Source organism: Glaciimonas sp. GNP009 (assembly GCF_054343755.1).
Genome location: NZ_JBTGUV010000004.1, coordinates 2654613 through 2667760, shown reverse-complemented (window position 1 = coordinate 2667760; position 13148 = coordinate 2654613). Strand labels below are relative to the sequence as shown.

Here is a 13148-nt window from a genome sequence, read left to right as displayed (position 1 = left end):
TGGACCGGTCGCTTCGGATAAACCTCCCTCTAGTGTTCCCTTATTCACTAGTTACGGATTCTGCCCACCGCGGCAGAATCCGTTTTTTTGTTCATGGTTTTGCAATCCGCGATGCCTTTTTAAGCGCTTTATAACGCCGTTAAGTTAGTTATGCGGCAGATTAGTTTCACCCATTTGTAACGCATTCGCTGGCAGCGGCTCCATAGAGGCTATCCCTTGATAAAGTGGCAAGAAATCTGGTGCCGTTTCATCAAATAACTGCTGAAAATCACGAATGACGAAATAGGTTTCCTGATACGAATCGATTTTGTATAAGGTGCGCATAATCCGTTCCAGGTCGAACGGAATCCGCCTTGCAGCAGGGTTGGTCAGGCTGTGTTCAATCTCTCCACCAGACGACAAAATACCCGCGCCATACACACGCAAACCTGACGGGCTCTCGATCAAACCAAATTCAATCGTGTACCAGTACAACCGTGCCAACATTGCCAGACCATCGACTTTTAAAGCTTTCAAACCGCCTTTGCCATACTCTTGCAAATGGTCGGCAAAAATAGGATTAAACAGCAACGGCACATGGCCAAAAAAATCATGAAAAACATCCGGCTCAACAATATAGTCAAACTCTTCTGGCTCGCGCAGCCACACGGTCACGGGAAAGCGGCGGTTTGCCAAGTGATCAAAAAAAGTGTGATCAGGGATCAGTCCCGGCACAGCTACCAAACACCAGCCGGTTGCCTTCAATAAAAGTGCTGACGTGTCCTCAAAACGCGGAATGCCATCGCCAATATTCAAACGTTCCAGACTCTCGATAAAGACGTCACACGCACGTCCCGGGATGAGCTTGGCCTGACGCTGGTACAGGCGTCGCCAGAGCGCATGTTGTTCCGGTGTATAGGCGTCCCAATCCTGCTGAACCACGTAGTTGGCATCGATTTTTCGGTAGTCGCCGCGAAGGCCCACTCCGTCTGACTTTTCAGCAACTGTTGCAAAAAAATCTGCTGTATTTACGCCATGATCTGGCTTCGCGTCTGCCGTCACGTTTGCTTTATTGCTGACCGCATTAATTAGTGCGTCATCATCCGCACTGGCCAAGCTCAGGACATCATTGTTTGCACGTGTGTTCATCATCAGTTCCTAAAAATCATTGGATATCGGTATCCATTATTAACTCAATGCGGCGGGGTTACAGTCACGTCCTTAAGCACGCCTCGCTTGATTTGATCCAGCTCAATGGACTCAAACAGCGCCCGGAAATTTCCCTCACCAAAACCTTGATCCCCCTTACGCTGAATAATCTCAAAAAAAATCGGCCCGATCACATTTTGCGTAAATATCTGCAACAGCAACTCTCGCTCAGTGGCATTACTGGTGCCATCAATCAGAATGCGCAAACGTTTCAAATCATCCAGTCGTTCACCGTGCGCAGGCAAGCGCCGGTCCACAATATCGTAATAGGTTTCTATCGTGTCCTGAAACGCGACATCGCGGACTTTCATGTCGGTAATACTGGTATAAATATCATCCGTTCCCAGCGCAATGTGTTGAATCCCTTCACCATGATACAGGTCAAGATATTCTGCTATTTGTGATTTATCGTCGGACGATTCGTTAATCGGAATGCGAATTTTTCCGCAAGGCGAGGTCATCGCTTTGGACTTCAATCCGGTTAACTTACCTTCAATATCGAAATATCGCACTTCGCGAAAGTTGAACAAATTCTCGTAAAAATCCGCCCATTCTTTCATACGACCGCGATGCACGTTATGCGTCAAATGATCGATGTATGTCAAACCACATCCGGTCTGCTTTGTTTCCGCGCCAGGGATGGCAATGAAATCGACGTCGTAAATACTGATATCGCCAATTCCGCCTGTGGTGTTCTTGCCGTGCCAACGGTCCACGAAATAAATCAAGGAATCGCCCACGCCTTTGATTGCAGGGATATTTAACTCCATCGGGCCGGTGCGATTGTCAAAACCCCATGCGCCCAGTTCCAGCGCGCGCTTATAAGCAAAGGCGGCATCCTTGACGCGTAACGCAATCGCGCAAACCGACGGTCCATGCTGACGTGCAAAACGCTGTGCGAAAGAATCCTGCTCGGCATTGATTATAAAATTAATGTCACCTTGACGATACAAGGTGACGGCTTTATGGCGGTGGCGGGCAATCGCTGTGAAGCCCATTTTTTCAAACAACGCCGCCATCGCTGCGGGATCTGGTGCTGCATATTCGATAAATTCAAAGCCATCGGTCCCCATAGGATTATCCCAAGGTTGAAATTCCATGCCTGCCTCCTCAATGCGTTATTGATCTGATAAGTGACGTGAACCTGACTTGAATGCCTCGGACAGCCCGCATAAACGGTATTTTGATTTTACAAACAAAAATGCTATCCACGTCGCGTCTATCGCTACTCCTACATCCAAGTATAAGTGGACGGGGCTAGCAGATAATTGCAAATAAGCTGTAAAATCTTTAATTACAGCACTAATATTGCTCAAATTATTCAATTCAAGGTATTTTATGGCTGCGATAAACTTTGATAAAACTGATCGTAAAATTCTGGCAATTTTGCAGGAGGATGGACGCCTCACCAATCAAGAGGTCGCTGAACGCGTAAACCTGTCGCCCTCCCCTTGCTTGAGACGTATCAAACGTCTGGAAGAGGCGGGCGTCATTCGCCAATATGTCGCATTACTCGCACCGGAAAAAATTGGATTAGGTTTACTAGCTTACGTTAATGTCCGACTGGAAAAACATGGCGCTTCGCAACCCAGCGGCAGTCGCCCCAATACGCCCATTACGCATTCCCCACGGGATGATTTTTCGGCGTCGGTAACGCATTGGCCAGAAGTCGTAGCCTGTTACGCGATGACTGGTGAAATGGATTATTTGTTGCGGGTGCACGTTGAAGACATGACGCATTTTTCGCGCTTCATGATGGAGACGCTGCTGCGCCATCCGGCGGTGTTAGATGTTAAATCGAGCTTCGCACTACAGCGATTAAAGGATACGACTGCATTACCACTGCTTTAATATTATTTTTCATTTACGACAATTGAACTCGGTCTTGCCAGGCTTACCGGGCTTACACTATTTACGCTTGAAACCCGGCAAATTGCCCAGCCACTTCAACGCAGCGCGCACGTTCGCTTTTAAGGTGTAATCAAGCGTCGCCACCTGCTCTTGCATGGCCTCTTGAATAACCGTCGCTGGACTGGCCGGTAATAACTTGAGATAAGCGTCAGCCTCGCCATAATCGCGATGAATCGTCATCCCGGCTTTTTTTGCAATATGCATCATGACCTTGTTGGACGACAGGCAATGCACATATAACGTATCGATATCGGCATTCCGGCAATGAATCGCAGCACGCTCAAACAAGCGCGTACCAACGCCCATGCCGCGTGCAATCGTCGATACCGAGACACCAAACTCGGCGACCCGCTCTTTGGTGGTGGCGGCGCGCATGGATGGCAACGCTTCTCGTGGAGCAAATGCCAGATGACCCGCGCCGAGCAATCGTAATTTGCGGTCGTACACGCCAAAAATAGTATCGCGATCAAAATCCAAACCCTCGACATAACGCGTCACCAATGTATCCGGCAATACTGAGCCAAACCGCAATAGCCGATCGCCGCTATCCAACGCTAAAAAGTGACGCAACAATCGCTTGCGCGCATGCCGCGACAACTCCTTCACATAGATGGTGGGTCTTGGCATTTTGACGATTACTGGATTATCCGCAGCACTCATGAGGTTTCTGGATCCGTGGTGTGTGGCGGTTTCGGCAAGGTTGGTCTCGCCAACAATATTGTCGCTTCTACCGCAGCAGTCCGCGCAGCGTGTAGCGCGTCCGGTATACGTTGCGGCGCATGCGCGAAGCCACCAGCAATTTCACCGGCATTCACCGATTGCGCCGCACGCAATACCGCTTGCAGGAACGGCTTTTGTGGAAATGGTAGGTCTCCATAACCGGTTCTGCCGCGATAGTCGCATTCTGTTGCATCGAGCATAGCAAGAAATCGCTGTGGCTTACGAAACGCATCACAACGCCCGAATAAAGTAACAATGGTCTTCGCCCGTAACGCGAAAGCACGGCCAATGTTGCCGTGTTCGCGCGTGGTCATAACTGCCAGATCGCGTACTTCGCTCTGCACCTTCAAGCGCTTACAAACCTGCTCAACCAACTTCACACCGAGACCTTCATGCCCATGATGGCTTGGCCATTCAGAGACTGGCGTCACACCCTTACCAAGATCATGCATCAAAGCCGCAAAGCGCACTGGCAATGGCATGTTTTCTTTGGCAGCCATATCAATCACCATCATGACGTGCTTGCCGGTATCAATTTCAGGATGATATTTTTCCGGCTGCGGAACACCCCAAAGAACATTGAGTTCAGGTAAGATTCTTGCCAATGCGCCGCACCCGCGCAACACCTCGAACATGCGTGACGGACACGCGTCCATCAACCCGCGTGATAACTCTTGCCACACCCGTTCCGGTACCAAAGCATCCACTTCCCCCGCGCCCACCATTTGCTGCATCAGCGCGTTAGTTTCGGGGGCGACTGAAAATTCGGTAAATCGTGCAGCAAATCTGGCGACGCGCAGGATGCGCACCGGATCTTCTGCAAATGCATCCGACACGTGGCGAAATATCCGCGCCTGCAAATCTGCTTGTCCACCAAAAGGATCAACTATCGCGCCATCGTCACCACGGGCGATCGCGTTGATCGTCAGATCGCGGCGGATTAAATCTTGCTCAAGCGTGACGTCAGGGTCGGCGTGAAATACAAACCCCTTATAACCGGGTGCAGTCTTACGCTCGGTCCGCGCCAGCGCATATTCTTCCTGCGTATCGGGATGCAAAAAGACCGGAAAATCTTTTCCTACCGGGCGAAAACGGCGCGCCAACATCTCTTCCGGCGTGGCACCAACCACTACGAAATCGCGGTCTTTAATCGCAAGACCAAGTAACTCATCGCGCACCGCGCCACCCACTACAAATATTTTCATCGTCGATATAGTGCAACTGCATAAACTGAATGCCGAACAAACTCAAAAAAAGCTTCAGATAACATGTACATCAAGGATGGAACCGCCATCATCAACCGTGGTCCGGCAAGACTTCCGGCTCTTCGATTGCTTCACGCACCCATTGAGCAACAGCAGGATGCGCTTGTACGCGCTCAACATAGGCTTGCAACGCTGGCGCCAACGAAACACCAAAGATGCGAAACCGCATTACCACTGGCGCGAAAAAAGCATCCGCAATTGAAAAATCGCCGAACAAGAAACGATGGTGACCGAACTCCGACAAACAGTCTTCCCATATCTCGCTAATCCGTCCAATGTCTCCTTGCGATTGCGGCGTGCGACCCTGACCCGGGTGACGGGCGCGAATATCCATCGACATCGCAGAACGAAGACCAGCAAAACCAGAATGCATCTCAGCACAAACCGACCTCGCAACTGCCCTTGCGGCGCTATCTTTTGGCCACATACCGGCTTCTGGAAACTGCTCCGCCAGATATTCGCAGATCGCCAGTGAATCCCAAATATGCAAATCGCCGACTATTAGCACGGGCACTTTCCCTGCCGCAGAATAGCGCGAAATATCGTTCGCCGTGGTCGGTTGATCCAATAAAATCCGGACTTCATTAAAGGGAACACCAAACGCCTTCAGAACGACCCAAGGACGCATCGACCAAGACGAATAATTTTTATTACCGATCACCAGCGTCATACCCGGCTTACCGGCATTTTTCAATACTTCAGACAAAGTAGCGTCGCGTTGTGTAGTTTGCATAGCTTATCTTTCAGCGTTGTTTACAAATAAAAATGTCCATATCGCCACCACCGTTCCTTAAGCTTATGGCAACGCCGATACTGTGATACCTTTCGGTGCCACACTTCCCAAACGCGCCTTCAGCGATTGCGGACGACCATCAAATAACGCCGCATAGTAAGTGGCATTGGAAAGCACATTTTTCACATAACCGCGCGTCTCATTAAATGGAATCGACTCAGCGAAGATAGCGCCTTCGACGCTACCGGGCAACGTTGCACGCCATGACCGCGGTCGTCCCGGACCGGCGTTATAGGCAGCGGTCGCCATGGGTAACGAGCCGTCCAGATCATTGAGGACCATGCTTAAATAATTGGTACCCAGCATGATGTTCGTATCGACATCGTTCACCTGATCCGCCGTAAAACCTGTCACGCCTACTTTTTTAGCCACATATCGTGCGGTTGCCGGCATCAACTGCATCAGACCCGATGCACCAACATGTGAACGCGCCGTTTTAACAAAACGCGACTCTTGGCGAATCACGCCATACACCCACGCCATATCCAATCCCAGCGCGCTTGTATTCGTGGTCATGATTTCGCGATGCGGCGAAGGAAAGCGTTGAGTGAAATCGACTTCGATTTTAGTCCGATCCGAGGTATTGACCATCCGATCCAGAACGTCACTCTGACGCGCAAACTCGGCCGCCGCCAATAACTGGCGATCAGTCATTTTTCGCAACTCCCAGTTCCATTCGCGCGTGCCTTCAAACCGCAGTCCCATATCGAAAAAGCGGAAGGCGCGCTGAAAACCAGCATTTTTTTGCATCGGTGCCAATTCGAGCGGTGTGATCACTGAAGGCGTTCCGATGACAACTATTTTTTGTCCCATCTCTTCCAGCGCCAATTGTCCGTAGAAATTGGTTTGATCTGCAATCGACTGAAATAGTTTTTGCGCTTGTTCGTTGCGTCCATCGGCCATCAACGAGCGGCCTAACCAATAAACCCAGGCCGGATCGTCGCGCAAGGGCAAAGGCATTGCTTCAATACTGCTTTTGACCAATTTCCAGTCACCCGCGCGCAGCGCCGAACGCACGCTCCATTGATACCCATCCTGAGAGAGCGGTGCGCCCTGTGCAGCCCGCCAATAATCCACGGCTCGCGGATCAAGCTTTAATGCCGCTGGCAACGCGATCTGCGACCAACCAAGTGAGCGTTCCGATGCCTTCAACTGATCGGCAGAAGCAGTCAATGCAGCAGCGGCTTGAGATGGATCATTTTTAGCTACGCGGCCTAACGCAATGATAAAAAGCTCATGCCCCACGCGGTCAGCACCCGGTCCGCGGGCGACAACAGACGCTGATCGATCAATCGCCTGCGCTATTTGCGCGTCAGTAGCGTCCATAAAGGGAGCCATCCGACGAGCCACGCCACCAAAACCGGACTCAACCGCCTGCCGCACCTGAAACCATAAATCGGTTTGCGTAAATTGACCATTTTGCGCCAGCGTGCCGATTAAATCAGTGCAACCTTGCCCGAAATCCTTCGGCGTAATCAACAACGCACGCGCCTCATCGGCAACATTCACGCCTTTTAACGCTTTAGATGTCAGCGCGTAGCATTTAAGCTGAGTATCGTCGTCCAGTGCAAACAACGGATATTGTTGATCAAACGTATTCCAGATACCGGCCTTGCCGAGTTCAAGAAGCCAATCATTACGTAAGCGATCCGCAATCGCCGTACCGTCATAACGCGCCAAATATTCACGTATCTCTGGTTCCGGCGCGACCAAATCCTTGATGCGCGGTTTCAGACGATAATAGTCAACATACGAAGGGATGTCATAATTGCTTAACACAGACGCCAATGCATCCACTTTATCAGTCTTGTTGGCGCGCGAAGCATCGCGGAGGGCGAGAAACGTTGCATCCTGATCGCCAACGTTACTGACATTGCCAAGAGTGGTTGTGGAGTTCGTTTGTGCCGTGGCCGCTGGCACTATCGCCACCGATGCCGCAGCCGAAAACATTACACTAACTACCCATTTTGTTGCGAATTTTGCTCTATACATACCTTAACAACCCTCAATCTGCGAGTACCAATGACCAACCCAAGCATAGCATGTGATGCGTCTGATTCGGGCCATGAAAACGTTGCCGAAAAGGGACTTTTACGCATCGCGCTGCTGGCTGCGCGTAAAGCCATTTCAGCAGATCAGCGCCTAACGTTCGATACTGCCATTGGCGAACGGGTTATCGACTGGGCAACGGCCTTATCAGACGGCAATTCTGAAGTCACATCGGGCAGATTTCCGGTATCGGGCGTACTAGGCGTCTATTGGCCGATACGCGACGAACCGGATTTGCGACCAGCCTATAAGACATTGATCGCACGCGGTGTGCAGTTGGCGTTGCCAGTCGTCGTTGGCAAAAATGCGCCGCTTCAGTTCATCCGATGGCAACCAGGTGAAGCCATGATCAAAGACAGCTTTGGTGTGGCAATCCCGGCGAACGGAGAAGTAGTCATTCCAAGGGCGCTATTGATACCGTGCGTCGGCTTTAACGCGCAACGGCTACGCCTCGGTTATGGCGGTGGATTTTATGATCGCACCCTCGCAATAGAACCACGACCAATCGCACTTGGCATTGGCTATTCAGCTGGATTGGTGGGCTTTGATGGCGCGCATCACGATATCGCTTTGGACCGGATTTTTACGGAGAGCGCTTGCTTTTAAGAATGATTAATGTGTCAGAGAATGCGTTAAATAATACGTCAAATAACGCATTAGACTTTTTTCGGAACCGTACCCTCAAGGTTCTACCAAGAAGCCCAATCGCACGCTGGTGCGGAGCACAGCAGGTTCCGAAAAATTTACTTCAAGCGCTGCCAGATTGCAGTCGTAGCCGCAGCATTGTTAAGTGTGTAAAAATGCAAACCCGGTGCACCGCCAGCAAGCAAGCGCTCACATAACTGCGTCACCACATCAAGACCAAATGCGCGTATCGACTCGGTATCATCACCGTAAGCGGCAAGCTTTAGGCGAATCCAACGCGGAATCTCGGTACCGCACATATCCGAAAAACGCATTAACTGCGAATAGTTAGTAATGGGCATGATTCCGGCAATAACGGGCACAGTCGCGCCTAATTTTTGCGCTTCCTCTACAAACCGAAAATAGGCATCAGAGTTGTAAAAGTACTGCGTAATGGCACCGTTCGCGCCAGCTTTTACCTTGGCGGCAAATCGTTGCACATCGTCTTGCGGCGATTTTGCCTGCGGATGCATTTCGGGGTAAGCCGCCACTTCGATATGAAACCAATCGCCTGTTTCGATACGAATAAACTCGACTAACTCATTCGCATAACGAAATTCGCTTGATGAAAAATCCACGCCGCCATAACCGCTCGGGGCATCTCCACGCAAGGCGACTAAGCGCTTAATACCGTTCTCTTTGTACTGCGTCAGGATGGCACGCAAGGATTCGCGAGAACTGCCCAGACAAGAAATATGCGGAGCGGCATCATGTCCCTCGCCACGAATCTCCAGTACGGTGTCAAGCGTTCCTTTTTGCGTTGAACCACCAGCGCCGAACGTGACCGAAAAATATTTCGGATGCAGTTCAGCCAGTTTTGCCCGCGTTACGCGTAGTTTCTCTGCGCCTTCTGGCGTCTTTGGTGGGAAAAATTCAATGCTGAAATTATGAGAAGACATTTAATTTTTTTTCAGTAACAAAGTAGACAAGGCCCACGAGACGATGCTGTACAAAATGGCGCCGCCAACTGCCGCCCAGAAACTGGCAACATGAAAGCCACCAACCAATTGCGCAACCACCCAAAACATCAAGCCGTTGATGATAAAAATGAACAAACCCAACGTCAATACCGTCGCTGGCAAAGTCAATACCAATAAAATTGGACGAATCAACGTGTTCACGAAACCCAGAATCAATGCAGCAACCAGCGCAGCACCAAAACTATCGACCGACACTGAATGCATCAAATATGGCACCGCCAGCAGCGCCAGCGCGTTAATTAACCACGTCACCAACAAACGCATTCATTTCTCCTATTTTGTAACTTGTATGATGCCTATATTCGCACAACCAATCAGGCCAATTACCCCGGCTGATTGCCAGTTCCACCCCCCAAAACGACACGATTTGAAGCCGTCTGGTGTGAAAATCGGAATAGCTTGAAGCATCTCTTCGCTATTCCTTATCTGATATCAAAGCCAGCTTTAAAAAGTCATTCGTCTCGAGTGTCACCACTTAAATAATCAGGACAAATAAGACAAATAGCGATTTAACGCGTAGCGCAGAATTGTTCACACAGGCCGCTGATTTGGCCCTGTTTCGTCAATATTAATAACGATATTGTTCCGGCTTATAAGGGCCGGTTTGTTTCACGCCGATGTAGGCCGCTTGCTCTTCCGTGAGCACACTAAGTTGTGCATTCAGTTTTTGCAATTGCAAGCGTGCGACCTTTTCATCCAAATGCTTCGGCAACGTATAAACACCGATTGGATAAGCCTTCGTATTGGCGAATAATTCGATTTGCGCGATGGTTTGATTCGCAAACGACGAGCTCATTACATACGATGGATGGCCAGTACCGCAACCCAAATTGACCAAACGACCTTCAGCCAGCAAGATGATGCGTTTGCCGTCGGGAAAAATAACGTGATCGACTTGTGGCTTGATGTTTTCCCAAGTATATTTCTTCAATGCAGCGACTTCGATTTCGTTATCGAAATGGCCAATATTGCAGACAATCGCCTGATCTTTCATCTTCGCCATATGGTCGTGGGTGATGACGTGATAATTGCCAGTACAGGTAACAAAAATATCACCGTGCTCCGCCGCATAATCCATGGTCACAACGCGATAACCTTCCATCGCTGCTTGCAGCGCGCAGATTGGATCGATTTCTGTCACCCACACTTGGGCCGATAGCGCCCGCATTGCTTGCGCAGAACCTTTACCCACATCGCCATAACCGGCGATGACGGCAACTTTACCGGCAATCATGACGTCTGTTGCACGCTTGATACCGTCAACCAATGACTCACGGCAGCCATACAAGTTATCAAACTTTGACTTGGTGACTGAATCGTTAACGTTGATTGCAGGGAAAGCTAATTTGCCTTCCTTGTGCATTTGATACAAACGATGCACACCGGTTGTGGTTTCTTCGGTGACACCTTTAATTTGTGCCAAACGGGTCGAATACCATTGCGGTGACGTTGCCAGCTTTTTCTTGATGGCGTTGTAAAGGCAAATTTCTTCTTCCGAAGTAGGATCGTTCAACACTGACGCGTCTTTTTCTGCACGCGTGCCGAGATGCAACAACAAAGTAGCGTCGCCACCATCGTCGAGAATCATGTTGGCTTGCTCTTCGCCCGGCCATTCAAAAATGCGATGCGTGAATTCCCAATACTCATCCAGCGATTCGCCTTTAAAAGCGAATACCGGCGTTCCAGCGGCAGCAATTGCCGCGGCCGCGTGATCTTGGGTTGAGTAGATATTGCATGATGCCCAACGCACTTTGGCGCCAAGCGCTTCCAGCGTTTGAATCAACACTGCGGTTTGAATCGTCATGTGAATCGAACCGGTGATGCGTGCGCCTTTCAGCGGTTGCGCCGCCGCAAATTCTTGACGAATGGCGATCAGACCTGGCATTTCGGTCTCGGCTATGCGGATTTCTTTATCGCCCCAACCAGCCAAGCTGATATCGGCAACCACATAATCGGAAGAAACAAGAGTAGTAGGGATGGATTTCATTACAACGGCGTTCATCACGCCCTCCTTTCGTTAGAAAAAAAGTAACGTGAGCGCGGTTGCTTGTAGAGACGATACCAAGCCTGGCAGACTGTGTCTGTCGCAACGCTCCTTGGCACGAAGTCAGTATTCTAAATCAAATTGCCATTGCTTTCATGGCTTTGCGATTGGATCATGCCAAATGCGCAAAAATAAAGTTTATTGACACTTTTTGGAAAGGTGTCTGTAACAATTTTCAGTGCTTATTCGATACTTATTCAGTTCTCGCTGACTGTTTATTCGATATTTATTCGGTACTTAAAAAGAAAACAATCATTGTCTAGCCACCCTCAAACCCAGCCCATTTCGTAAAGTTCGCTTTTAATATAAGCGTAATAAACCGGTGCTGCCACCAATCCGGGCAAGCCGAACGCTGCTTCAGCCAGAACCATCATTAGCAACAATTCCCAGCTACGTGCATTAATTTGCGAACCGACAATCCGGGCGTTTAAAAAATATTCCAGCTTATGAACCACAATCAGAAATACCAGTGCGGCCAATGCAACGTATAAAGAAACTGACAATGCCACAACAACGATCACGGAATTCGAAATTAAGTTGCCGATTACAGGAAGTAATCCAGCCAAAAAAGTGACTACAATCATTGTTTTGGTCAATGGCAAATGGACGCCCGCCAAGCGTAATATCACCAGCAAAAAAATTGCCGTCAGGGTGGTATTGAGCAACGAGATCTTAATCTGCGCAAATACGATGCGACGAAAAGCGTCGGCCAGCAATCTTGCGCGTTCTAACAACTCAGAAGCCAAGGGCTGTAGTACCGGCAATGGATGTTCTGCAGTCATTGCGACCATCGCTCCCAATACCATACCAACCAACACATGAATAAAGACTTGTACCGCTTCTTTTCCCGCCAGCTTAAGTTCGCCGCTATGGGATTCTATAAATTCGGTGACCATTTGCCGAGTACCAACGATATCATCCGGCAAAAATCGTTGCAGTACCGTCGGCATCTGCGTACGCGCCTGATCGATGACATCCATCAACTTGGATTGAATGACCAACATGCGATCAGGTCCACCGTGGAAGAACGCTACCAAACCCAGAATAATGCCGGTGAGAACGCCAATAATAACCGTAGAAAGCAACACAACTGCTATAAGATGTGAGCGCTCACTGGTGAGGCGTCGCTCGATCAGTGGCGTCAATGAACGCACCAATTGATACACCAGCAATCCTGCCAATAACGCGGTCAGCATATGCAGCGTCAAGACCAAAACCAAGACCACAATCGCGATCAGCCAAGCAGCAATGCGAAAAGAAGACACCCCGCTTGTCACTGGACGGCGTCTGGGCGGCTGCATTTGAACGGCAGTCGTCTGTTTGGCGGAAGATTTGATTGCGGCCATGATAGGTAAAACCCGATAAGCACAAACTACAAAATGAAATATGCACGGCAAAGCGACCGATGCTGCTGAATGAATCTTGCAGAAGAAACAACTCAGTGTATCAAGTAGTTAGGTATCCGCAAAGCATCAATTAATCAGTATTTTGCGCCTGTTCTGAGGCAATTGGAT

12 protein-coding genes and 1 riboswitch are annotated in these 13148 nt (G+C 49.6%); of the genes, 2 read left to right on the top strand and 10 right to left on the bottom strand.

Going from position 1 to position 13148, the window contains the following annotated elements; translation table 11 throughout:
* Window positions 1–144 precede the first annotated feature (144 nt).
* Window positions 145–1131 (bottom strand): phenylalanine 4-monooxygenase, encoded by a 987-nt coding sequence (gene phhA / locus ACXX82_RS12575; protein ID WP_458563029.1) that lies wholly within the window; start codon window positions 1129–1131, stop codon window positions 145–147.
* Window positions 1132–1172: 41 nt separating this feature from the next.
* Window positions 1173–2288, bottom strand: a complete 1116-nt coding sequence (hppD, locus tag ACXX82_RS12570; protein ID WP_322235181.1) for a 4-hydroxyphenylpyruvate dioxygenase — start codon at window positions 2286–2288, stop codon at window positions 1173–1175.
* Window positions 2289–2526: 238 nt separating this feature from the next.
* Between hppD and ACXX82_RS12565 the strand changes: the two genes are divergently transcribed.
* Entirely contained in the window at window positions 2527–3039 is a 513-nt protein-coding gene (locus ACXX82_RS12565; protein ID WP_323507018.1) for an Lrp/AsnC family transcriptional regulator, read from the top strand.
* A 57-nt stretch (window positions 3040–3096) separates the two neighbouring features.
* Here the strand turns inward: ACXX82_RS12565 and ACXX82_RS12560 are convergent, their stop codons facing one another.
* The 4 genes from ACXX82_RS12560 to ACXX82_RS12545 form a co-directional block, all read right to left on the bottom strand.
* Window positions 3097–3759, bottom strand: a complete 663-nt coding sequence (locus ACXX82_RS12560) for a GNAT family N-acetyltransferase (RefSeq protein ID WP_323507017.1) — start codon at window positions 3757–3759, stop codon at window positions 3097–3099.
* Window positions 3756–5024, bottom strand: a complete 1269-nt coding sequence (locus ACXX82_RS12555) for a multifunctional CCA addition/repair protein (protein WP_322235172.1) — start codon at window positions 5022–5024, stop codon at window positions 3756–3758. The genes ACXX82_RS12560 and ACXX82_RS12555 overlap by 4 nt, the downstream gene beginning before the upstream one ends.
* 91 nt (window positions 5025–5115) lie before the next feature.
* Window positions 5116–5817 carry a glutathione S-transferase family protein gene (locus ACXX82_RS12550; protein WP_323507016.1) on the bottom strand — a complete coding sequence of 234 codons (702 nt, stop codon included), beginning with the start codon at window positions 5815–5817 and terminating at the stop codon, window positions 5116–5118.
* Between the two features lie 63 nt (window positions 5818–5880).
* The gene (locus tag ACXX82_RS12545; RefSeq protein WP_322235165.1) at window positions 5881–7827 is read right to left on the bottom strand and encodes a lytic transglycosylase domain-containing protein; all 1947 of its coding nucleotides are present in this window, start codon (window positions 7825–7827) and stop codon (window positions 5881–5883) included.
* A 72-nt stretch (window positions 7828–7899) separates the two neighbouring features.
* Between ACXX82_RS12545 and ACXX82_RS12540 the strand changes: the two genes are divergently transcribed.
* Window positions 7900–8532, top strand: a complete 633-nt coding sequence (locus tag ACXX82_RS12540; RefSeq protein ID WP_322235163.1) for a 5-formyltetrahydrofolate cyclo-ligase — start codon at window positions 7900–7902, stop codon at window positions 8530–8532.
* Between the two features lie 137 nt (window positions 8533–8669).
* Here the strand turns inward: ACXX82_RS12540 and metF are convergent, their stop codons facing one another.
* The 4 genes from metF to ACXX82_RS12520 form a co-directional block, all read right to left on the bottom strand.
* The gene (gene metF / locus ACXX82_RS12535) at window positions 8670–9509 is read right to left on the bottom strand and encodes a methylenetetrahydrofolate reductase [NAD(P)H] (protein WP_322235160.1); all 840 of its coding nucleotides are present in this window, start codon (window positions 9507–9509) and stop codon (window positions 8670–8672) included.
* Window positions 9510–9854: a phage holin family protein gene (locus tag ACXX82_RS12530; protein WP_322235158.1), complete on the bottom strand. Its 345-nt coding sequence runs from the start codon at window positions 9852–9854 to the stop codon at window positions 9510–9512.
* A gap of 304 nt (window positions 9855–10158) precedes the next feature.
* The gene (ahcY, locus tag ACXX82_RS12525; protein WP_458563028.1) at window positions 10159–11592 is read right to left on the bottom strand and encodes an adenosylhomocysteinase; all 1434 of its coding nucleotides are present in this window, start codon (window positions 11590–11592) and stop codon (window positions 10159–10161) included.
* Window positions 11593–11618: 26 nt separating this feature from the next.
* Window positions 11619–11694, bottom strand: a riboswitch (S-adenosyl-L-homocysteine riboswitch).
* 209 nt (window positions 11695–11903) lie between these two features.
* Window positions 11904–12980, bottom strand: a complete 1077-nt coding sequence (locus tag ACXX82_RS12520) for an AI-2E family transporter (protein ID WP_322235155.1) — start codon at window positions 12978–12980, stop codon at window positions 11904–11906.
* Window positions 12981–13148 lie beyond the last annotated feature (168 nt).

What these genes read in the sequence shown, in the direction of transcription:
- phhA (WP_458563029.1), bottom strand. Translation starts at nt 1,131, where the DNA reads ATGATGAACACACGTGCAAACAATGATGTCCTGAGCTTGGCCAGTGCG.
- hppD (WP_322235181.1), bottom strand. Translation starts at nt 2,288, where the DNA reads ATGGAATTTCAACCTTGGGATAATCCTATGGGGACCGATGGCTTTGAA.
- ACXX82_RS12565 (WP_323507018.1), top strand. Translation starts at nt 2,527, where the DNA reads ATGGCTGCGATAAACTTTGATAAAACTGATCGTAAAATTCTGGCAATT.
- ACXX82_RS12560 (WP_323507017.1), bottom strand. Translation starts at nt 3,759, where the DNA reads ATGAGTGCTGCGGATAATCCAGTAATCGTCAAAATGCCAAGACCCACC.
- ACXX82_RS12555 (WP_322235172.1), bottom strand. Translation starts at nt 5,024, where the DNA reads ATGAAAATATTTGTAGTGGGTGGCGCGGTGCGCGATGAGTTACTTGGT.
- ACXX82_RS12550 (WP_323507016.1), bottom strand. Translation starts at nt 5,817, where the DNA reads ATGCAAACTACACAACGCGACGCTACTTTGTCTGAAGTATTGAAAAAT.
- ACXX82_RS12545 (WP_322235165.1), bottom strand. Translation starts at nt 7,827, where the DNA reads ATGTTTTCGGCTGCGGCATCGGTGGCGATAGTGCCAGCGGCCACGGCA.
- ACXX82_RS12540 (WP_322235163.1), top strand. Translation starts at nt 7,900, where the DNA reads ATGACCAACCCAAGCATAGCATGTGATGCGTCTGATTCGGGCCATGAA.
- metF (WP_322235160.1), bottom strand. Translation starts at nt 9,509, where the DNA reads ATGTCTTCTCATAATTTCAGCATTGAATTTTTCCCACCAAAGACGCCA.
- ACXX82_RS12530 (WP_322235158.1), bottom strand. Translation starts at nt 9,854, where the DNA reads ATGCGTTTGTTGGTGACGTGGTTAATTAACGCGCTGGCGCTGCTGGCG.
- ahcY (WP_458563028.1), bottom strand. Translation starts at nt 11,592, where the DNA reads ATGAACGCCGTTGTAATGAAATCCATCCCTACTACTCTTGTTTCTTCC.
- ACXX82_RS12520 (WP_322235155.1), bottom strand. Translation starts at nt 12,980, where the DNA reads ATGGCCGCAATCAAATCTTCCGCCAAACAGACGACTGCCGTTCAAATG.